This window comes from Mesorhizobium sp. WSM1497, from assembly GCF_001672455.2.
Classification (GTDB): domain Bacteria; phylum Pseudomonadota; class Alphaproteobacteria; order Rhizobiales; family Rhizobiaceae; genus Mesorhizobium; species Mesorhizobium ciceri.
Genome location: NZ_CP021070.1, coordinates 3631864 through 3651168, shown reverse-complemented (window position 1 = coordinate 3651168; position 19305 = coordinate 3631864). Strand labels below are relative to the sequence as shown.

The following is a 19305-nucleotide window of genomic DNA, read 5'->3' as shown; positions in this document are numbered from 1 at the left end:
TATGCCTGGTGAGCGTCAATCGCGAGCCGCCTGGCTGACAGTCGTCGGCATCGGCGAGGACGGTTTAGCGGGTCTCGGCGACGAGGCCAAGCAGCGGATTGCCCAGGCTGAGATCATCTTCGGCGGCAAGCGGCACCTCGCCCTAGTCGCTTCCTTCGCCAAGGGCGAGCCGCGCCCATGGCCGGTTCCCTTCGATGCCGAGATGGCTGACGTCCTGGCGCTTGCCGGCAGGAACGTCTGTGTGCTCGCGTCCGGCGATCCGTTCTTCCATGGCGTCGGCGCCACGCTCGCCCGCAAGGTCAAGGCGCAGGAGATGCACGTTATCCCCGCGCCTTCAGCCGTTTCACTGGCGGCCGCCCGGCTCGGCTGGGCGCTGCAGGATATCGAAACCGTCTCGCTGCACGGCCGGCCGCTCGACCTGATCCGGCCGCTGCTGCAGCCAGGCGCGCGCATCCTGGCGCTGACCTCGGATGCAGAGGCCCCCGCGGCGATTGCCCGCCTGCTCGCGGAACTCGACTTCGGCGCATCGCGGCTGACGATCCTGGAGGCGTTGGGTGGGCCAAGCGAGACCCAGCGCTCGGTCCGCGCCGATGCCTTCGACCTCGAAAACCTCAATCCGCTCAACGTGCTGGCGGTCGAAGTTGAATCCGGTCCGGACGCGCGCGTGCTGCCGCTCACATCAGGCCTTGCCGATCACCTGTTCGACCATGACGGCCAGATCACCAAGCGCGAAATCCGCGCGATCACCCTGTCGGCGCTGGCGCCGCGGCGCGGCGAGTTGCTGTGGGACATCGGCGCCGGCTCCGGTTCCATCGGCATAGAATGGATGCTGGCCCACCCTTCCATGCGCACTTTTGCCATCGAGGCCGATCCGGTGCGCGCTGCCCGTATTGGTCGCAACGCCGCTGCCTGTGGCGTTCCCGGCCTTGTCGTGGTCGAAGGCAGCGCGCCGAAGGCGCTTGCCAGACTGGACACGCCAGACGCGATCTTCATCGGCGGTGGCGGCAGCGATGCCGGTGTCTTGAACGCTGCCATCAAGGCCCTGCACACTGGCGGCCGTCTCGTCGCCAACGCGGTGACGCTGGAGATGGAAGCCCTGCTTCTTGCCCAGCATACGAAGCTCGGCGGCGATCTCACGCGTATAAACATCTCCCGGGCCTCGCCGGTCGGCTCGATGCAGGCCTGGCGGCCGGCCATGCCAGTGACGCAATGGAGCTGGGTGAAGCCATGATGGTCGCAGGCATAGGCTGCCGAAAGGGCGTGGGCGTCGAAGACGTGCTTGCGGCGATTGAAACGACGCTGGAGGCGCATGGGTTGGCGATGACGGCGCTGTCGGCACTGGCGACTGCCGCGTTCAAGAAGGATGAAGAAGCGATCGCCGCCGCTGGCCGCACGCTGAGTCTTCCCGTCATCGTCGTCGACGACTCAGCACTTCAAGCTGCCTCGTCGGATACGCTCAGCCATTCCGATCTCTCGCAGGATGTTGCCGGCACACCATCGGTCTCCGAGGCGTCCGCCCTCGCCGTCGCCGGCACAGGCGCAAAACTGCTTGGCCCCCGCACGGTGCTCGGCCCGGTCACCTGTGCCATCGCCATCAGTGGAGATGCGCCATGACCGTTCATTTCATCGGCGCCGGTCCAGGTGCGGCCGACCTCATCACGCTGCGCGGCGCAAGGCTTTTGGCAAACTGCCCGGTTTGCCTGCATGCCGGCTCGATCGTCGCGCCCGAATTGCTGCAGCACTGCGCGCCGGGGACAAAGCTGGTCGACACCGCGCCGATGTCGCTCGACGAGATCGAGGCCGCCTATCTCGACGCGCACAAATCAGGCCAGGATGTCGCCCGGCTGCATTCCGGTGACCTGTCGGTATGGAGCGCAGTCGCCGAACAGATCCGCCGGCTGGAAAAGCACGGCATCCCTTATACGCTGACGCCGGGCGTCCCCTCCTTCGCCGCCGCCGCCGCAGCATTGCGCCGCGAGCTGACCATTCCCGAAGTGGCGCAGAGCTTGGTGCTGACCCGCATTTCCGGGCGCGCCTCAAAAATGCCGCCCGGCGAAACGTTGGCCGGCTTCGGCCGCACCGGCGCCACGCTTGCCATTCATCTGGCCATCCACGCCATCGACCGCGTCGTCGCCGAGCTGACGCCGCATTATGGCGGCGATTGCCCGGTGACGGTCGTCTTCCGCGCTTCCTGGCCGGACGAGCGCGTGCTGACCGGCACGCTGGCGACCATCGAGGCACAGCTCGCCGCCGATCCGATGGAGCGCACGGCGATCATCTTCGTCGGCCGCTCGCTGGCGGCGCAAGGTTTTGGCGAGAGTTCATTATACGACGCCCATTATCAGCGGCGTTTTCGCGGACGGGACGGATTGTGAGCGGCAGCACCAAAAACACCGGCGAAAACGCCACGCTCGAAAAAGCCTTGTCCCGGCTGAACTTCAAGCCGCGCCAACTGGAGCCGGGCCATGTCTGGCTGGCCGGCGCCGGCCCTGGCGACCCCGGCTGCCTGACGCTCGAAGTGTTGGCGGCTTTGGCCGAGGCGGATGCGCTGGTCTACGACGCACTGGTGTCCCCTGACATTGTCGCAGTTGCGGAGAATGCCGAGCTTTTCTTTGCCGGCAAGCGCGGCGGCAAACCGTCGATGAAACAGGACGACATCACCGCCCTGCTGGTCCGGCTCGCACGCGAAGGCCGCCGCGTCGTCAGGCTGAAGGGCGGCGATCCCTATATTTTCGGCCGTGGCGGCGAAGAAGCTCTGGCGCTGGCGCGGGAAAGTATCCCGTTCCGCGTCCTGCCCGGCCTGACCTCGGGCCTCAGTGCGCTGGCCGCGACCGGCATCCCCGCCACCATGCGCGGCATCAACAAGGCGGTGATCCTGGCGACCGGCCACGCCGCCGGCACCGATGACGATCTCGACTGGGCGGCGATCGCCCGCACCGGCCAGCCTGTCGTCGTCTATATGGGCATGGCCAATCTGCCCTTGATATCAGCCGCCCTTCTCGATGGCGGGCTGGCGCCGTCGACACCGGCGGCTGTGATCGTCGCCGCGACGACGCCGCAGGAGCGAACCGTCGTCGCCACGCTCGCCACCATTGCCGAGGAAGCTGCGGCCGCCGGTCTGGCCTCGCCGGCGCTGATCGTCGTCGGCGGCATCGTTGCCATGCGCGCGGCCCTGGCGGGGCAAGCATGACGGCCCGCGCCATCATCATCGGCGCGCCGCGCTCCGGCTCCGGCAAGACCAGCGTCACCATCGGCATCCTGCGCGCGCTAACCCGGCGCGGCTTGAAAGTGCGCGGCGCCAAATCCGGCCCCGACTATATCGACCCCGGCTTCCACACCGCCGCCACGGGGCTGTCCGGCGTCAACCTGGACAGCTGGGCGATGCCGCCATCGCTGCTCAACGGGCTTGCCGCGCAAGCCGCCGATGACACCGATTTCGTCATCCTGGAAAGCGCCATGGGCCTGTTCGACGGGATACCCGCGGCTCCCGGCCGAACCGGCTCGGCGGCCGACCTGGCGCGGCTCTATGGCCTGCCGGTGCTGCTGGTGCTCGACGTCTCCGGCCAGTCGACCACGGCGGCGGCTGTCGCCAAGGGTTTTGCCACCTATGATCCTGACGTGCGCATGGCCGGTGTCGCGCTCAATCGGCTGGGCAGCGAGCGGCACCGCAAGCTGTGCAGCGAGGCCATCGAGGCGATCGGCCTGCCGGTCGTCGGCGCCATCCTGCGCGATCCCACTCTGAACCTGCCCGAGCGGCATCTCGGCCTTGTCCAGGCTGGCGAATATGACGACCTGATGGCGCATCTCGACCGGCTGGCCGACATGGCGGAAAAGTCGCTCGATCTCGATGCGATCATGGCCCTGGCGACGCCCCTCACCCCCGCGCCCGGCGGTTTCGACGACGCGCTGGCGCCGCCCGGCCAACGCATCGCGCTGGCCGAGGATGCCGCCTTCACCTTCCTCTATCCGCATGTCGCCGCCTACTGGCGCAAGGCGGGTGCGGAAATCGTCCCGTTCTCGCCGCTCGTCGACGAAGCGCCCGACGGGACCTGCGACGTTTGCTGGTTGCCGGGCGGCTATCCCGAGCTTCACGCCGGCAAGCTCGCCGCCGCCGCGACTTTCCGCGCCGGCATGGCGCGTTTCGCCGCGACGAAGCCCATCCATGGCGAGTGCGGTGGCTTCATGGTGCTCGGCGAAGCTCTGGAGGACGCGTCGGGCGAAACGCATGCGATGCTCGGCCTGCTCGGCCACGCCACCAGCTTCGCCAGGCGCAAGATGAACCTCGGCTACCGCGAGGCGCGGCTGCGTGCCGATTGTCCGCTGGGTGCACAGGGCGCGCTTATCCGTGGCCACGAATTCCACTATGCGCAGATGACGGCGACAGGCAATGACGAGCCGCTGGCCGACCTTGCGGACGGCCAGGGCAATCCGATCGGCGCCTCGGGCTACCGGCGCGGCCATGTCAGCGGCACCTTCTTCCATGCGATTGCGAGGGGCTAGAGCATGAAATTCGGGAATCTGGCCCTCTCACCACGACAGGTCGTCGACGACATCGCGCTCTGCCTGGTCTTCTTCACCAGGCTGCCGCTGCCCGTCTTCGATTTTCGCGGCCGCAGCCTTGCCGCGGCGATCTGGGCCGCCCCCATCGCCGGTCTCGTCGTCGGCCTGATCGGCGCCATCGTTTTTGCCACGGCGGAACGGTTCGGCCTTGCCATGGGGCCGGCGGCCGCACTTGCCCTCGTGGCAACCCTGCTCACCACCGGCTGCCTGCATGAGGACGGCCTGTCCGACGTCGCCGACGGGTTTGGCGGCGGCAAATCGCGCGGCCGCAAACTTGAGATCATGCGCGACAGCCGCATCGGCGCCTATGGTGCGGCGGCGCTGGCTCTGTCGCTGCTGGTCCGCTGGAGCGCGCTGTCGGAGTTCGTCGATCCCACACAGGCCCTGTTTGCCGTCCTGGCCGCACACGCGGCCTCGCGCGGCCTGCTTGGCGCTTTCATGCATCTCTTGCCTCCAGCGCGCGTCGACGGCCTCTCGGTCGACGCCGGCACCGTGTCGCAGGAAACCGCCATGGCCGGCGCCTTGCTCGGCGCGATCCCGCTTCTCTTGCTCGGGCTGGGCGGCGCCGTCTTCGCGCTGATCCTGCTTGGCCTGCTGTTTGCCGCATTCCGCGCCCTTTGCTTCAACCAGATCGAGGGCCAGACCGGCGACACGATCGGCGCCTTGCAGCAGGCAAGCGAGATCGCGGTGCTGCTCGTCGCTTCCGTAGCGCTTTCCTGATCCCTTTGGCCTGATCCCCATGGCCTGATTCCTTTTCGGAGACTTTGCCCCCATGTCCTTCAAGTCCCTTAGTGAATTGCGCGCCGCCTGCCTCGACCTGCCGGCTGGCAGCGATGCCGCGGCCAATGCGGTCGCACGCCGCCAGGACACGCTGACCAAGCCGCAAGGCAGCCTCGGCCGGCTCGAGACCATCGCCGCGTGGCTGGCGCGCTGGCAGGGCCGCGACATGCCGAAACTCGACCGCGTCAAGGTTTTCGTCTTCGCCGGCAACCACGGCGTCACCGCGCAAGGTGTGTCGGCCTATCCCTCGGAAGTCACCGTGCAGATGGTGGCGAATTTCGCTGGCGGCGGTGCCGCCATCAACCAGCTTGCCCGCATAGCCGGCGCCGAACTCGACGTCATCCCGCTCGATCTCGACCATCCGACCGGCGACTTCACCCAAGGTCCGGCAATGGACGAAGCGCCCTTTCTGGCGGCGGTCTCGGCCGGCTATGATGCGGTGACGAAGGATCTTGACCTTATCTGCTTCGGCGAGATGGGCATCGGCAACACCACGCCGGCGGCTGCCATCTCAGCAGCCCTGTTCGGCGGCGGCGCGGAAAAGTGGACAGGGCGCGGCACCGGCGTCGATGACGCCGGCTTGAAGCGCAAGGTGGTCGCCATCGAAGCCGGCCTGAAGCGCCATGCCGCAGCCCTCGCCGACCCGCTTGCTATCGCTGCCGTGCTCGGCGGACGCGAACTGGCCGCCATCTTCGGCGCCACGCTCGCCGCCCGACATCTCGGCATACCCGTGCTGCTCGACGGCTTCGTCTGCACCGCCGCCGCAGCCCCGCTGTCGAAGCTGCACCCGACCGGCCTCGCCCACACCATCGCAGCCCATGTCTCCGCTGAGTCAGGCCATCGCGGCCTGCTCGAAGCGCTCGGCCTGCCGCCGCTGCTCGACCTCGGCATGCGGCTCGGCGAAGGCTCCGGCGCCTGCCTCGCCGTCAACATCGTCCGCTCGGCGCTGGAGTGCCATGCCCGCATGGCGAGTTTTGCAGAGGCTGGCGTGTCGGAGAAGTAGTTATTCATTCCCCGTATCGGCCGACAAAGATGCCGTTGTCACGACAAAGGGGGCATCTTACCGCAACGGCGATTCTCAAATAGATTTTCGTGGATGAATTTCATCCTGCCGCAGCTGCGGTGTTATCGCCGGGGCGGTCGCTGTTGTGTCCCGTCACAGCAGCTATTCAAGTCATGGCCCGATCGACACCGGCATTTTCGTTGTCTTCCTGGTCTTCTTCTGGTGGCTCGTCAGCGATTTCTCCGGGGGAAAAGACGGAACTGGCGCCAACGAAGCTGCAGCCGGGGAAAGGAGCCTTGCTTTTCGATTCGGCCGGTTTCTGAGCCGCATTTTTCAACGCGGCTAAATCGCCACAAGATCCGGATAGCGCGTTTGAAGAATCACGGTCGGACAGCCTTGCCCGAGATGCGCCAAACGCGTCTCGCTTTCAGGGTCTTTCCACCAACTCTTCTAGGAATTTGGTGGGTGCGCACAGGATTGAACTGTGGACCCGCTGATTAAGAGTCAGCTGCTCTACCAACTGAGCTACGCACCCACTCGGCCGGCAAAAACCGGCGTTGGCGGGCATATAGCCGCCACCATCGGTCCTGTCCAGCCCTGCCGGAATCATTTCCCGACAAATCGACCGAGCATGCGTTCGATCAAACGAACAGCTTGCCCTCCGCCACCTTGATTGCGTTGCCGCCGATGCGCGCCGAGGCCAGTTTTCCGCCTTGCACGGTCAGTTCGAGGCGGATGCGCGATGGCCGGCCCATCTCCAGCCCCTGCTCGATCCACAGCTGTGAAATGCCATCGGTCGGCGCGTCGAAATGCATGATGGCGCCGGCAAAGGCGGCTGCCGCCGAACCGGTCGCCGGATCCTCGTAGGAAGGCGTGCCGGGCACGATCATGCGCACATGGAAGGCGCTTTCGTGGTTCACCGTCTCGCGGCAGTAGACATAGGGGCTGGCGAAGGCCCATTCGCTCTTGCGCGGCGCCAGTTCCGACCAGGCCTGGTTGTCCAGCCGGATGCGACCCGCCGCCTCGAGATTGGCAACCGGGATGGTGACATAGGGCACGCCCGCCGACCAGAATGCGACGCGGTGATTCTCGAATCCGATCTCATGCGGCGTCAACCCAAGCGCGGCACCGATCGCCTCCGGATCGGCATCGAGCTTCAGCGGCTCCGGCAGCTTCGCCAGATCGAACTCGGCAAAAGTGTTGCCGTCATGCTTGCTGACGGCGCACCGCACCGGACCGATGTTTTCCTCCAGCACGAAGATGCCGGCGCCGCCCTCCTCCGCAAGTTCGGCCAGCGCGATCGCGGCGCCGACCGTCGGATGGCCGGCGAACGGCATTTCATAGTCGGGCGTGAAGATGCGGATGCGGTTTTTGTGCTTGGGATTGTCCGGCGGCAGGACGAACACCGATTCGGACAGGTTGAATTCGCGCGCGATGGCCTGCATCGCGGCCGTGTCCAATCCCTTGCTGTCGAGCACGACGGCCAAAGGATTGCCGGCCAGTCGCTCGGTCGTAAACACATCGTAAAGCAAGTAATTCCGGGTTTTCATTCCTGCCTCAATCCCAACATGGGCGAAATTTAATTTGATATTTGAACCGGTAAGCCTGATCTGTGCACAGATAGGGACATTGCGCGTTATAGGGGTCCAGCGTGGACCAGATTGTCAATCTGCCAAAGACGGAATCGGATTCCGCCATCGAGACGGCGCTTGGGCTCGACCAGACAGGCCGGCGCAGATCGCGCCGTCGTGGGTGGCTCTATGCGCTGCTGGCGCTGATCGTGCTCGTCGCCGGGCTTGGCGTCTATCAATGGTATGCCGGCTCGCCGGCCAGGATTGACTACACCACCGTGCCTGCCGCCAAGGCCGACCTCACCGTCGCGGTGTCGGCGACCGGCACGCTGCAGCCACTCACCCAGGTCGATATTTCAAGCGAACTGTCCGGCATCATCCGCTCGGTCTCGGCCGAGGAGAACCAGCAGGTCAAGAAGGGTGACGTGCTGGCGACACTCGACACGGTGAAACTCGAAGTCCAGATCGAGCGCGCCGAAGCTTCGGCCAAGGCCGCCGCCGCCAATGTCGAGGACGCCGCGGTTACGCTGGCCGAAAACGAGAAGGCGCTTGTCCGCGCCGCAGCGCTCACCAAGCGCGGAATGGCGACCGACCAGTCGCTTGAAGCAGCAACCGCCACGCGCGACCGTTCCAAGGCAGCTCTCGACAGTGCGCAGGCCAACCTCGCCATCGCCCAGGCCGACCTCAAGGCGCAGCAGACCGACCTTGCCAAGAGCACCATCTATGCGCCGATCGACGGCATCGTTTTGACGCGCTCGGTCGATCCCGGCCAGACGGTCGCCTCCTCGCTGCAGGCGCCGGTGCTGTTCATCATCGCCGCCGATCTCAGGAACATGGAACTGGTGGCGGCGGTCGACGAGGCCGACATCGGTGCGGTCAAATCCGGCCAGCATGCCCGCTTCACCGTCGATGCCTTCCCCGAGCGGCCGTTCGATGCCGAGATCCGCGACATCTCCTATGCCTCGGTCACCACCGACGGCGTCGTCACCTACAATGCGCGGCTCGAGGTCGACAACAACGAGCTGCTGCTGCGGCCCGGCATGACCGCCACCGTTTCGGTCGTCACCAAGCAGGCCAAGGACGTGCTCACCGTGCCGGCCACCGCGTTCCGCTTTCGTCCTGCCCAGCAGGCCGCACGCGGCTGGAGCCTCAGCGACCTGTTCACCGGCCGCATGGGCCGCCCCGGCGGCAACCGCCAGCGCCAGGCCGCGACAGCGCCCACCGACGGCTCGCGCACGCTCTACGTGCTGGAGAACGGGCGTCCGCACCCGGTCAACGTCAAGATCGGCTCCACCGACGGCGAACTGACCGAGATCATTTCGGGCCTCGACGAAGGCGCACAGGTCATCACCGCGTCGCAGCAGCGGAGCTGATGCCGTGGCCGCCGGTGCTGCCCTCATCACCTTCGACAAGGTCTGGAAGAGCTATGGCCAGGGCGAGGCCAAGGTGCATGCGTTGGCCGGCGTCGATCTTGCCATCCGGCGTGGCGAATTCGTCGCCATCATGGGGCCGTCCGGCTCCGGCAAGTCGACGGCGATGAACATCATCGGCTGCCTCGACACGCCGACGGCCGGAACCTATTCCTTCATGAGCATCGACGCCGGCCGCCTCGACCGCAACCGCCGCGCCATGCTGCGCAACCTCTATGTCGGCTTCGTCTTCCAGGGTTACAATCTGCTGGCCCGCACCACGGCGGCCGAAAATGTCGAACTGCCGCTGATCTATCGCGGCGTGGCCGCCCGCGAGCGCCGCGACCTTGCCATGCAGGCCCTGGCGGAGGTCGGCCTTGTCGGCCGCGAGCACCACACGCCGGCCGAACTGTCCGGCGGCCAGCAGCAGCGCGTGGCGATCGCGCGCGCCATCGTCACGCGCCCGACGCTGCTCGTCGCCGACGAGCCGACCGGCAACCTCGACACCGCCCGCACGCACGAGATCATGGAGTTGCTGACGCGGCTCAACAAGGAGCTTGGCCTAACCATCGCCATGGTCACCCACGAGGCCGACGTCGCCGACTATGCCGAACGCACCATCCGCTTCCTCGACGGCCACGTCGCCTCCGATTCCAGGAAGCTGGAGATCGCACAACCATGATCTGGGAAACCGTCCGCCTGTCGCTGCGCTCGATCCGCCGCAACGTGCTGCGCTCGTTCCTGACCTTGCTCGGCATCGTCATCGGCGTTGCCGCCGTCATTGCCATGCTCACCATCGGCTCGGGCACCACGCAGAAGGTCAAGGCCGACATCTCCAAGCTCGGCAGCAATCTGCTGGTCGTCCGCTCCGGTCGCCCGGCCGGTCCCGGTGGCCCGGGCGGGCTCGACCAGGTGGTGCGTCCGCTGGCCGAAAAGGAGCTGGCGGCGCTGGTTGCGCATCTGACTGGCGCCCGCGCCATTTCGCCGGCTTCGCAAAAGCAGGTCCGGGTCATCTTCGGCACCGAGAGCCTGACCTCGGGCGTCACCGGCACCGACAGCGCCTATCTCGATGCGCGCGACTGGAAACTGGTGTCGGGCCGCCCGTTCAGCGATTCCGAAACCCGCTCGGGCACCGGCGTGTGCCTGATCGGCGAGACGGTGCGCCAACAATTCTTCGGCGCTGGCGATCCCGAGGGCGAGATCATCCGCGTCAACCGCACCTCCTGCAAGATCATCGGCCTGCTCGAGCCCAAGGGCTATACCGGCTTCGGTCAGGATCAGGACAATGTCGTGCTGATGCCGCTGCACGCCTACCAGCGCCGCATCGCCGGCAACCGCGACATCGACAACATCTACATCGCCGCCGATGACCGCACGCCGACCAGCGAGCTGCAGCCGCGCGTCGAGGACATTCTGCGCGACGCCAGACGCATCACGCCCGATCGTGAAAGCGATTTCGCCATCCGCGACATGACCCAGATCGCCGACGCCATGGCCAGCGCCACCACCACCATGACCGGCATGCTGGGCGCCGTCGCCGGCGTCAGCCTGCTGGTCGGCGGCATCGGCATCATGAACATCATGCTGGTGTCAGTCACCGAACGCACCCGCGAGATCGGCATCAGGCTCGCCATCGGCGCGCATGAAAAGCACATCCTGATCCAGTTCCTGGTCGAGGCGACGGTGCTGTCGCTGCTCGGCGGCATTATCGGCATCCTGATCGGGCTGGCGCTGGCCGGCCTCGCCGCGGTGACGCTGACCATCCCGTTTGCGCCGAGCCCGGCGGTGATCCTGCTCGCCGTCGGCTTTTCCGCCCTGATCGGCATGGTGTTCGGCTTCTTCCCGGCGCTGCGCGGCGCCTGGCTCGACCCGATCGACGCACTTAGGCACGAATAGGGCAACCCGGCCGGAACGCGGCCAGCGCTCAGACCGGTTTTGCACAGCCTTAGACGTTTCCACGCTACCCGCCACTGTCGCCGCGCCGTTCATGATGCTAGGGCAATTCACGCTTGGGTGGAGGAATAGCCAATGAGCAAGAAGGCACGACTGATCCTGACGATGGTCGTCATCGAGGCCTTCCTTGCAGGCATCTGGTGGTATCTCGCCCGCTTCGGCATGGCCAATCCCGATCGCGTCACAGCCGATTTTCAGGCAGTCGTCGGCCAGACCATGGGAATGGCGATGGGCGGTTTGCTGGGCATCGGCTTCATCCTGTTCCTCGTCGCCGCCCGCAACGATCGCAACGCGGCACAGAACAAGACGCGCCCTTAACTCCCGTTTGCGAAATGCCACTCGATCAGCGGCTTCATGTGCGGTGACAGGCCGACCGGCAGGTCGGCGGCATGGCGGATGATCACTGCCCCGTCGATCTCCGGCTCGGTTTCGGTGGCGACGAAGGCTGAGATGCGCTGGGCGATCTCGTCGGCGGGCGCCGCCGCGTGGTAGCGGCGGAAGATCACCGTGCCGCTGTTGGTCGACATGGCATGGTAGCGCTTGCCGCGTTCAGCACCTGACAGGTCGAGCCCTGTTTCCTCGCGCACCTCACGCATCATGTTGAAATCGACATCGACCAGGCCATCGCGAAAATCGACCGGCTCGAACGAGCCGGCGGCAAAATAGACGCGGCCGGCGTTGACCGTGTGCGGACCCATGCGGATCGCCACCAGCGCATTGTCGGCAGCCACCAGCATGGCATGGGCATAGGCATGCTCGGCGCCCGAATTCTCGCGCCGCTTCCGCCACAGCATGAAAGTCGAATAGTTGACCGCATGGCAGCGGCCGGCGAGACGGCTGTCGCGCCAGGCAAGCTGCGACAGCAGCACCACCATGCCGTCGAACAGCGCCGGATTGGCAGCGATTTCGTGCTGCCAGTTCTCGGCGATCGCCTCTGCATTGTCCCTTGCGAACGGGTGCGGACCGGGATCGAGCCGGACGTCGATGGCGTCGACCGGCAGGATGACGTTGCGTGGCAGGTCGAAACTCATGCGTCAGGTCATGTCCAGCGTGATCGCCACCGGGCAATGGTCCGACGCCTTCGGCCGGTCCCAGCCGGCACGCGGAAAGCGGTCGACCTCCTGCCCCGGCGGAAAAATGGTGCGCCAGGGCTGGCCGTTGCGGATGATGTCAGGAACAGCCGTCGCGTTGCTGGCGGCGAGCCCCTTCGACAGCAGGATGTAGTCGAGCTGGCACAGATGCCGCTCTTCCGGTCCGCGCGTGTGGTAAAAACTCCAGCGGTTCATCTCCGGCCGCCGCTCGACGACGTTTTCGCAGAAGCCGCCGGCCGTCAGCACGTTGATGCAGGACAGGGCTTCGTCGACGACTTCGAAGCGATAGCCGTCGATCGCATCGCCGGCCACCTTCACACGCTGGCGGTAATCGTTCATGTCGCCGCAGATTGCCCAGCGTTTGTCGGCGGCATAGTCCTTGCCAAAGCGCTCCTCGATGATGCGCCGCACGGCCTGCGCCTCCGCGATCCGCACCGGCATCGTCGCCTCGCGCCCGTCGAGCCCGTTGCGCGGCGAACCCATCGACTTGAAATGCACGAGATAGAGCGTCAGCGGCACGCCGCCCACGGTGACGTCGATCTCCAGGCAGTCGCGCCGGAAAATGCGCTCATTGGCCTGATTGCCCAGTGCCTCGAGTTCCGGCGTGTGCAGCCCGAACTGCTCGTAGGTGACATAGGCGTGGCTGGTCATGCGCACGAATTCGATCGGCTGGCCCTGGGCGGTCTCATTGCGCATCATCACGGCAACGTCGATGCCCCGTGAATCATTGCCCGATGTGGTGTATTTCTGCCGGTAGCCCTGCCCCACCATCTTGAACAGGTAGCCATATTCGAAGGCCTTCAGCGCCTCGATGTTGTCGACCTCCTGCATGCAGATGATGTCGGCCCGGGTGGCAGCGATTGCCAGCGCCGTCAGCTGGCGCGTGTCGTCGGATTGGGCGATGGCGCGGGCCTGCTCCAGCATCCTGTATTCCGCCTCGCTCTGGATATCGAACAGCGCCAGCGTTCGATCCTCGTTGAGCTGGTTGCGATAGCCGGAATAATCGAACCTGTTCATCAGGTTCTCGACATTGAAGGTGGCAAGGCGCAGCGACATGCCATGACCTTTGCCCGCAAGTGCTTCGGAAAACAAGCGCGCAGGATCACCATCTGAGATCGATTGGTCCTGGGTGCGTTCGCGTCATGGTTGACGGAACCTTTCCGTTCATCCGCCGTTCAGATGCAAACATCCATTGTTGCCCCATTCCTCGGGTGGGCGTGGGGCCTGTAACTCTTGGAGAGTGCAATGAATTCGCTCTTTTCTTCCACGGTCAAATCGGGGCTGCTAGCCCTGGGTATCCTCTCCGGCGTCACGGCACCGTCCGCCGCCGGCCCGATCATGCAACCGGACCTGTCGATTCCCACCAGCACCGCGGCGCCGAATGTCACGCCGGTCCGCGACAGCTGGGCGGGCGGCAACAACAACCGTCAGTTCAACAACGACAATTGGAGATGGCGCCGGTCGGGCAATTGGGACGGCGGCCGTCGGCACTGGCACGGCGGCGGCGGTCACTGGAATGGTGGAGACAACTGGCGTTGGCGCCATGGTCGCCATCACTATCGCGGCGGCCGTTACTACGATGATGGCGCGAGTGCCGCGATCCTGGGCCTTGGCCTGGGGCTTGGCCTCGGCAGCATGTACAACAACTACGACTACTATGACCGGCCGGCGCCGCGCCGCTACTACCGCGCGGGACGGCTTTCGAGCGCCCATGTCCAATGGTGCTACAACCGCTACCGGTCGTACCGGGCCTACGACAACACGTTCCAGCCCTACAACGGCCCGCGCCAGCAGTGCTACTCACCCTATTGATGGGCTGGCCCTGTAGCTGAGCTGACCGACAGAATGAAAAAACGGCGCCACGTGGCGCCGTTTCTTGTTCATGGAAGCTGCTATTTTCGAGCGCTTGTGGATTTCGCTCAGTTCTTCGCCTTGTCGACCAGCTTGTTCTTGGAAATCCACGGCATCATCGCGCGCAGCTTGGCGCCGACTTCCTCGATCTGGTGGCTGTCATTGTTGCGGCGGATGCCCTTGAAGCGGGACATGCCGGCGCGGTATTCCTGCATCCATTCCGAGGTGAATTTTCCGGTCTGGATGTCCTTCAGCACGCGCTTCATCTCGGCCTTGGTCTCGGCGGTGATGATGCGCGGACCCGAGACATATTCGCCCCATTCGGCGGTGTTCGAGATCGAGTAGTTCATGTTGGCGATGCCGCCTTCATAGATCAGGTCGACGATCAGCTTGACCTCGTGCAGGCACTCGAAATAGGCCATCTCAGGCGCGTAGCCGGCTTCCACCAGCGTCTCGAAACCGGCCCGGATCAGCTCGACCAGGCCGCCGCACAGCACGACCTGCTCGCCGAACAGATCGGTCTCGCATTCCTCGCGGAAATTGGTCTCGATGATGCCCGAACGGCCGCCGCCGACGCCGCAGGCGTAGGACAGTGCCAGGTCGAGCGCATTGCCCGAGGCATCCTGGTTGACGGCGACCAGGCACGGCACGCCGCCGCCCTTCTGGTATTCGCCGCGCACCGTGTGGCCGGGACCCTTCGGCGCGATCATGACGACGTCGACCGTCGACTTCGGCTCGATCAGGCCGAAATGCACGTTGAGGCCGTGCGCGAAGGCGATCGCGGCACCATCGCGGATGTTCGGGGCGATCTCGTTCTTGTAGATGTCGGCCTGCAGTTCGTCCGGCGTTGCCATCATCATCAGGTCGGCCCATTTGGCCGCGTCCGCCACGCTCATCACCTTGAGACCGTCGGCCTCGACCTTCTTGGCGGTTGCCGAGCCGGCCTTGAGGCCGATGGCGATCTCCTTGGCGCCGGAATCCTTGAGGTTGAGCGCATGCGCCCTGCCCTGGCTGCCATAGCCGATGATGGCGACCTTCTTGCCCTTGATCAGATTGAGATCGGCATCACGATCGTAATAGACGCGCATTTTGTCTTCCTTCCCGTTTATAAATCAGAGCATGATGCCGAAAAGTGTGAAGCGGTTTTCGGACGACATCATGCTCTATCTTCTTGATTTAGAGACGGATTCAGATTTCAGGTCGACTTGACCTGAAATCATCCGGCTCTAGGGCCTTGCGGCCGGTTGTTGCTCCATGAAGAGCGAGAAACTGCTGCGTCGCCCGCGCGGCATCGCCGCCGATCGCCGCCTCAGTCAATTCCAGCCGGTCGCCGAGCAGCAGACGGATCTGCACATCGCGGGCGACCAGCCCGAAAAAGGTGCGGAACGCCGTCTCGGCATCCGCGAAATCCAAAAGCCCGGTCCGTCGGCCGGCCTCGAGCACCGGCTTCAGCCGCTTGGCCAATGCGAAGCGGCCGTTCTCCAGCACCACGGCGCCGAGATTGTCCTTGCCGGAGCCCGCATGGCTGACCGCCACCCGATTGAGCGCGATCGACGTGTCGCTGGAAATCACCTTGAGCCAATCCGAGGCGAAGCGCTCGAGGCTCGCGGTCAGCGAGGCAAGATCGAGCCCCTTGCGGTCGACCGGTGCCACCCGCACTTTAGAGGCCTGCCATTGCACCGTCGCCGTCAGCAGCCCGTCGCGGTCGCCGAACCATTTGTAGAGCGTTTCCTTGGAACAGCTGGCGCGGCGCGCCACGGCGGTCATGGTCAGCTGGTCGCCCTCTTCGACCAGCAGCCGCAACGCCGCGTCGAGCACGGCCTTCTGCCGCTCTGTCAGCGCTTCGCTGGTGTCGATGTCAGGCACGATGTGCAACACGCTCTTCTCTCGAAAGGTCGGCATTCCCGATAAGCCGTACCGTACGTTACGGTTCTGCATATTGCGCGATCCGAGGCCGTGCGCAAGAGGACGAGAGCAAAATATCTGCAAAATGGACAGGCGCTGGCGCGACAGGCTCGCTTAATCGCTGGCTGGCGGATGGCGCAACCGTCCAAGCAGTGCCGAGACCATGGTCAGCTCATCCGCCGACAGTTTGGCGCCAACCAGTTCGGCGATCGAGCGTCCGTAGACAGCCCACATCTGGCGGCGTGTCTCTCGCCCCTTGGCCGCGATGCGGATGGTCTGGCCACGGCCGTCATCGGCCACCGGCAGTTTCTCGACGAGCCCATCGGCCTCGAGCCGGGTCAGCAGGCGCGAAATGTTGTATTGCGCGAACAGCGTGTGCTCGATGAGCTGGAACGGCCGCAGCCCGCCCTCGCCCGCCTCGGCGAGTTCATGCAGCACGTCGTACCAGGCAAGTGGGGGCAGACCGGCGGCCTTCAACGCCTCTTCGGCGCTCTCCATCAACTGGCGCGATACGCGCATCAGGCGAGCCCAGGCCTTGATGGCTTCGGGCGAAGGCGCGGCTTTCTCGGTCATGGCGCACCTTAGACGATAGATGCAATTGCATCAAGCTTGACGATCAATGCATATGCATCTACATAGATGCAATTGCATTAATCAGGGAAAGCCAATCCGATGAAACACGAAATCTGCAAACGCGCCGACAAGCTCATTCTCGTCAGCCATCACCTCTGCCCCTATGTGCAGCGCGCCGCGATTTCGCTCACCGAAAAGGGCGTGCCGTTCGAACGCGTCGATATCGACCTCGCCAACAAGCCGGACTGGTTCAAGGCGATCTCGCCGCTCGGCAAGGTGCCGCTGCTGCGCGTGCAGCGAAATGGCGAGGAAACGGTGATCTTCGAATCGGCCGTCATCCTCGAATTCCTCGAAGAGACGCAGGCCAATCCCCTCCACCCTGCCGATCCCTATGCCCGCGCCCGGCATCGCGCCTGGATCGAGTTCGGTTCGGCAACCCTCAATGCCATCGGCCGGTTCTATTCAACATCGACCGAGGCCGGCTTCCTTGACGAATCCAGCGCGCTGTCCGCCATGTTCGACCGTCTCGAAGCCGAGCTGGCGGACGAGCCTGGCGGCCCCTGGTTCGCCAGCAAGCACTTCTCGCTGGTCGACGCCGTTTACGGTCCGGTCTTCCGCTATCTCGATGTCTTCGACCGGATCGGTGATTTCGGCATTCTTGACCGAAAGCCCCTCGTCCGCGCATGGCGCCGGGCGTTGAGTGAACGCCCGTCGATCAGGCAAGCCGTGGCGCCGGACTACCCGCAGCGCCTGCATGCCTTCCTGCGGGCAAAGGGATCGTACCTTTCGAGCCTCATTGGCCAAAACGATCCGGCCACCGCGCTTCGACCAGTCCTATCCGCTTGAACGGGTCGATTACGGTGCCGGCCACCATCGAGGCGAGAAACTGCGGCGCCGGCGGGATTTTTGCCACCGTCGCCACCAGCCTGTCGCGGATGAAGGGCAGCGCCACCGAATCCGACTGGTAGAACGGCGTGAACGCCAGCGACAGCGCCTGGAAGATGCGGACATGCCAGCGCCGCGCCCTCGCATAGGCTTCAAGTGCCGCTTCGACACTGTCCGTCCGCGCCAGCGCATGGCTGAGCGCCGCGGCGTCGAGCAGCGCCATATTGGCCCCTTGCCCGAGCTGCGGGCTGGTCGAGTGCGCCGCGTCGCCGATGATGGCCAGCCGCCGCCCAACCGGCCGCTTCATCGTGTGGTGGCCATAGCGCGCCAGCGAGAGCTGGTCGAAACTGTCGATCTGGCTGACATACGCCTCGCTCTGCGGCCACAGCCGGATCACCCTCTCCTTCCAGGCATCCAGGCCCAGGACGCGCACCTCATCGGCGTCCGACGGCTTCAGGCTCCAGAAGAATGCCGCCATCCTTTCAGCGCCCGGCTGCGGCCGGCCGATCGGCAGCACGCCGATCATCACGCTCGCTCTGTCGTAGCGTTGCAGCAGCGCGCGCTCATCGAAACCGTCGCCGCGCCAGCCAAGCGAGGCCCAGAACGCGCCATAGGTGAGTGGTCTTGGCTCGCCTGGAGCGCTTGCGCGGCACAGTTTCGAGCGCGAACCGCTGGCGTCGATGACGAGGTCGAACGGCCCCGCCCTTCGTCCGTTGCCGCAGATCAGCGTCGTCCGTTCACCCGTCTCCAAGGCCTCGATCTCGACGCCGGTTTCGATGGCGATCGCTTCGCGTTGGGCGGCGCGGAAGAGCACGCCAAACAAGGCCGCCCGGTGCACCGCCAGCCCGAAGCGGCCACCGCGCTGCGCATCGTAGCGGACATCGAGCACGGTACGGCCTGTGGTGGCATCGGCGCCATGCAGGCGGTCGATGCGGCTGCCCAGCGCCAGCATGTCGTCGAGCAGGCCAAGATCGGCCAGCACCGTCAGCCCTGTCGGCTGCAGGATCAGCCCGGAGCCGACCGGCTTCGGCTCATCGAAGCGTTCAAAGACCGTGACCCGATGCCCGGCGCGCTTGAGATAGAGCGCCATGGCCAGTCCCGCCGGCCCGGCGCCTGCTATTGCGATGTCGTAGGAAATGCCAATGCCCCCAAAGCCGAACTGGCCGGGACAATCCTTCAGCAGCCCGGCGAAATCAAGCCGCACCCTGGGGCTTTAGCGGTCGTTCAAGCCTGGGCCTTGGCGGCCGTTCAAGCCTGGGACGCATCAAAATCGGCGCGCGCTGCGCGCACCGCATCATGGTTGAGTTCGGCCCACAGAATCAATTGATGAAAGGCGCCGAACATAGAGCGCCCGAGATCGGTCAGGCTGTATTCGACGCTTGGTGGTTTGGTCGGGAACACCTCACGATGCACATAGCCATCGCGCTGAAGATCGTACAGCGTCTGGGTCAGCATGCGTTGCGAAATGTCGGGCACAAGGCGCCGCAACTCGCCGAAGCGATAGGGTTTTTCAGCCAGCGCCATCATCAGCAGCGATCTCCATTTGCCGCTCACCCCTTGAATGACCTCGCGAACCGGACAATTGGCAATATTGCCGCCGCCTGAGATGGCCTTATAGACCTCCAACTTCGATTTCAGATTGATGACCTTGCCGTCCATGGCTGGTTCCCTGCGTGTGCCTACCTCCCGAAAAACTGCCTTCTTTACGGCACCAGGTCAATTCC

General features: G+C 65.1%; 21 protein-coding genes and 1 tRNA gene. 13 read left to right on the top strand and 9 right to left on the bottom strand.

Going from position 1 to position 19305, the window contains the following annotated elements; all coding sequences use genetic code 11:
• The first annotated feature begins 1 nt into the window (after position 1).
• The 7 genes from A9K65_RS17725 to cobT are packed head-to-tail and all read left to right on the top strand — an operon-like array spanning position 2 to position 6343.
• Entirely contained in the window at positions 2–1231 is a 1230-nt protein-coding gene (locus tag A9K65_RS17725; protein ID WP_064993760.1) for a bifunctional cobalt-precorrin-7 (C(5))-methyltransferase/cobalt-precorrin-6B (C(15))-methyltransferase, read from the top strand.
• The gene (locus tag A9K65_RS17720; protein ID WP_064994041.1) at positions 1228–1614 is read left to right on the top strand and encodes a cobalamin biosynthesis protein; all 387 of its coding nucleotides are present in this window, start codon (positions 1228–1230) and stop codon (positions 1612–1614) included. Before A9K65_RS17725 ends, A9K65_RS17720 begins: the two co-directional genes overlap by 4 nt.
• A complete protein-coding gene (gene cobM, locus A9K65_RS17715) occupies positions 1611–2375 on the top strand; it encodes a precorrin-4 C(11)-methyltransferase (RefSeq protein ID WP_064993761.1) in 765 nt (254 codons plus the stop codon). Before A9K65_RS17720 ends, cobM begins: the two co-directional genes overlap by 4 nt.
• Positions 2372–3190, top strand: coding sequence for a uroporphyrinogen-III C-methyltransferase (cobA, locus tag A9K65_RS17710; protein ID WP_063168247.1), 819 nt, complete (start codon positions 2372–2374; stop codon positions 3188–3190). Before cobM ends, cobA begins: the two co-directional genes overlap by 4 nt.
• Positions 3187–4500 (top strand): cobyrinate a,c-diamide synthase, encoded by a 1314-nt coding sequence (locus A9K65_RS17705; protein WP_064993762.1) that lies wholly within the window; start codon positions 3187–3189, stop codon positions 4498–4500. Before cobA ends, A9K65_RS17705 begins: the two co-directional genes overlap by 4 nt.
• 3 nt (positions 4501–4503) lie before the next feature.
• Entirely contained in the window at positions 4504–5280 is a 777-nt protein-coding gene (gene cobS, locus A9K65_RS17700; RefSeq protein ID WP_064993763.1) for an adenosylcobinamide-GDP ribazoletransferase, read from the top strand.
• A 52-nt stretch (positions 5281–5332) separates the two neighbouring features.
• Entirely contained in the window at positions 5333–6343 is a 1011-nt protein-coding gene (gene cobT, locus A9K65_RS17695; RefSeq protein WP_064993764.1) for a nicotinate-nucleotide--dimethylbenzimidazole phosphoribosyltransferase, read from the top strand.
• A gap of 459 nt (positions 6344–6802) precedes the next feature.
• Here cobT and A9K65_RS17690 read toward each other — a convergent pair.
• Both A9K65_RS17690 and A9K65_RS17685 read right to left on the bottom strand, forming a co-directional pair.
• Positions 6803–6878 (bottom strand) — tRNA-Lys (locus A9K65_RS17690).
• Between the two features lie 106 nt (positions 6879–6984).
• Positions 6985–7893, bottom strand: coding sequence for a PhzF family phenazine biosynthesis protein (locus A9K65_RS17685; RefSeq protein WP_027160563.1), 909 nt, complete (start codon positions 7891–7893; stop codon positions 6985–6987).
• Positions 7894–7994: 101 nt separating this feature from the next.
• Between A9K65_RS17685 and A9K65_RS17680 the strand changes: the two genes are divergently transcribed.
• The 4 genes from A9K65_RS17680 to A9K65_RS17665 all read left to right on the top strand — a co-directional run bounded on the left by A9K65_RS17680 (position 7995) and on the right by A9K65_RS17665 (position 11594).
• On the top strand, positions 7995–9287 hold the full coding sequence (locus A9K65_RS17680) for an efflux RND transporter periplasmic adaptor subunit (RefSeq protein ID WP_064993766.1): 1293 nt from the start codon (positions 7995–7997) through the stop codon (positions 9285–9287).
• 4 nt (positions 9288–9291) lie between these two features.
• Complete coding sequence (locus A9K65_RS17675) at positions 9292–10005, top strand: ABC transporter ATP-binding protein (protein WP_063168254.1); 714 nt, start codon at positions 9292–9294, stop codon at positions 10003–10005.
• Positions 10002–11219: an ABC transporter permease gene (locus tag A9K65_RS17670; protein WP_064993767.1), complete on the top strand. Its 1218-nt coding sequence runs from the start codon at positions 10002–10004 to the stop codon at positions 11217–11219. The genes A9K65_RS17675 and A9K65_RS17670 overlap by 4 nt, the downstream gene beginning before the upstream one ends.
• Before the next feature lie 132 nt (positions 11220–11351).
• Positions 11352–11594: a hypothetical protein gene (locus A9K65_RS17665; RefSeq protein WP_013531069.1), complete on the top strand. Its 243-nt coding sequence runs from the start codon at positions 11352–11354 to the stop codon at positions 11592–11594.
• Here A9K65_RS17665 and A9K65_RS17660 read toward each other — a convergent pair.
• The gene (locus A9K65_RS17660; RefSeq protein ID WP_064993768.1) at positions 11591–12307 is read right to left on the bottom strand and encodes a hypothetical protein; all 717 of its coding nucleotides are present in this window, start codon (positions 12305–12307) and stop codon (positions 11591–11593) included. The genes A9K65_RS17665 and A9K65_RS17660 overlap by 4 nt on opposite strands.
• Positions 12308–12310: 3 nt before the next feature.
• Positions 12311–13423, bottom strand: a complete 1113-nt coding sequence (locus A9K65_RS17655) for an endonuclease/exonuclease/phosphatase family protein (RefSeq protein ID WP_013531067.1) — start codon at positions 13421–13423, stop codon at positions 12311–12313.
• Positions 13424–13612: 189 nt separating this feature from the next.
• On the opposite strand from A9K65_RS17655, the gene A9K65_RS17650 reads away from it, so the two are divergent.
• Positions 13613–14179: a BA14K family protein gene (locus A9K65_RS17650; protein ID WP_013531066.1), complete on the top strand. Its 567-nt coding sequence runs from the start codon at positions 13613–13615 to the stop codon at positions 14177–14179.
• A gap of 107 nt (positions 14180–14286) precedes the next feature.
• On the opposite strand, the gene ilvC is transcribed toward A9K65_RS17650, so the two are convergent.
• The 3 genes from ilvC to A9K65_RS17635 all read right to left on the bottom strand — a co-directional run bounded on the left by ilvC (position 14287) and on the right by A9K65_RS17635 (position 16696).
• Entirely contained in the window at positions 14287–15306 is a 1020-nt protein-coding gene (gene ilvC / locus A9K65_RS17645) for a ketol-acid reductoisomerase (protein WP_013531065.1), read from the bottom strand.
• A 100-nt stretch (positions 15307–15406) separates the two neighbouring features.
• Positions 15407–16120, bottom strand: a complete 714-nt coding sequence (locus A9K65_RS17640; protein ID WP_244514306.1) for a TetR/AcrR family transcriptional regulator — start codon at positions 16118–16120, stop codon at positions 15407–15409.
• 117 nt (positions 16121–16237) lie between these two features.
• Positions 16238–16696 (bottom strand): MarR family winged helix-turn-helix transcriptional regulator, encoded by a 459-nt coding sequence (locus tag A9K65_RS17635; protein WP_064993769.1) that lies wholly within the window; start codon positions 16694–16696, stop codon positions 16238–16240.
• Positions 16697–16795: 99 nt separating this feature from the next.
• Here A9K65_RS17635 and A9K65_RS17630 point away from each other — a divergent pair, with 99 nt between their 5' ends.
• A complete protein-coding gene (locus A9K65_RS17630; protein WP_064993770.1) occupies positions 16796–17542 on the top strand; it encodes a glutathione S-transferase family protein in 747 nt (248 codons plus the stop codon).
• Here the strand turns inward: A9K65_RS17630 and A9K65_RS17625 are convergent.
• Together A9K65_RS17625 and A9K65_RS17620 are read right to left on the bottom strand one after the other, a co-directional pair.
• The gene (locus tag A9K65_RS17625; protein ID WP_084015796.1) at positions 17490–18785 is read right to left on the bottom strand and encodes an NAD(P)/FAD-dependent oxidoreductase; all 1296 of its coding nucleotides are present in this window, start codon (positions 18783–18785) and stop codon (positions 17490–17492) included. The genes A9K65_RS17630 and A9K65_RS17625 overlap by 53 nt on opposite strands.
• A 44-nt stretch (positions 18786–18829) precedes the next feature.
• Positions 18830–19240: a helix-turn-helix domain-containing protein gene (locus A9K65_RS17620; protein WP_013531060.1), complete on the bottom strand. Its 411-nt coding sequence runs from the start codon at positions 19238–19240 to the stop codon at positions 18830–18832.
• Between the last annotated feature and the right edge of the window lie 65 nt (positions 19241–19305).

Coding starts and splice junctions, on each gene's coding strand:
- cobS (WP_064993763.1), top strand. CDS start 4,504: ATGAAATTCGGGAATCTGGCCCTCTCACCACGACAGGTCGTCGACGAC.
- A9K65_RS17725 (WP_064993760.1), top strand. CDS start 2: ATGCCTGGTGAGCGTCAATCGCGAGCCGCCTGGCTGACAGTCGTCGGC.
- A9K65_RS17685 (WP_027160563.1), bottom strand. CDS start 7,893: ATGAAAACCCGGAATTACTTGCTTTACGATGTGTTTACGACCGAGCGA.
- cobM (WP_064993761.1), top strand. CDS start 1,611: ATGACCGTTCATTTCATCGGCGCCGGTCCAGGTGCGGCCGACCTCATC.
- A9K65_RS17705 (WP_064993762.1), top strand. CDS start 3,187: ATGACGGCCCGCGCCATCATCATCGGCGCGCCGCGCTCCGGCTCCGGC.
- A9K65_RS17635 (WP_064993769.1), bottom strand. CDS start 16,696: ATGACCGAGAAAGCCGCGCCTTCGCCCGAAGCCATCAAGGCCTGGGCT.
- ilvC (WP_013531065.1), bottom strand. CDS start 15,306: ATGCGCGTCTATTACGATCGTGATGCCGATCTCAATCTGATCAAGGGC.
- A9K65_RS17655 (WP_013531067.1), bottom strand. CDS start 13,423: ATGTCGCTGCGCCTTGCCACCTTCAATGTCGAGAACCTGATGAACAGG.
- A9K65_RS17640 (WP_244514306.1), bottom strand. CDS start 16,120: ATGCCGACCTTTCGAGAGAAGAGCGTGTTGCACATCGTGCCTGACATC.
- A9K65_RS17720 (WP_064994041.1), top strand. CDS start 1,228: ATGATGGTCGCAGGCATAGGCTGCCGAAAGGGCGTGGGCGTCGAAGAC.
- A9K65_RS17630 (WP_064993770.1), top strand. CDS start 16,796: ATGAAACACGAAATCTGCAAACGCGCCGACAAGCTCATTCTCGTCAGC.
- A9K65_RS17650 (WP_013531066.1), top strand. CDS start 13,613: ATGAATTCGCTCTTTTCTTCCACGGTCAAATCGGGGCTGCTAGCCCTG.
- A9K65_RS17670 (WP_064993767.1), top strand. CDS start 10,002: ATGATCTGGGAAACCGTCCGCCTGTCGCTGCGCTCGATCCGCCGCAAC.
- A9K65_RS17620 (WP_013531060.1), bottom strand. CDS start 19,240: ATGGACGGCAAGGTCATCAATCTGAAATCGAAGTTGGAGGTCTATAAG.
- cobT (WP_064993764.1), top strand. CDS start 5,333: ATGTCCTTCAAGTCCCTTAGTGAATTGCGCGCCGCCTGCCTCGACCTG.
- A9K65_RS17660 (WP_064993768.1), bottom strand. CDS start 12,307: ATGAGTTTCGACCTGCCACGCAACGTCATCCTGCCGGTCGACGCCATC.
- A9K65_RS17665 (WP_013531069.1), top strand. CDS start 11,352: ATGAGCAAGAAGGCACGACTGATCCTGACGATGGTCGTCATCGAGGCC.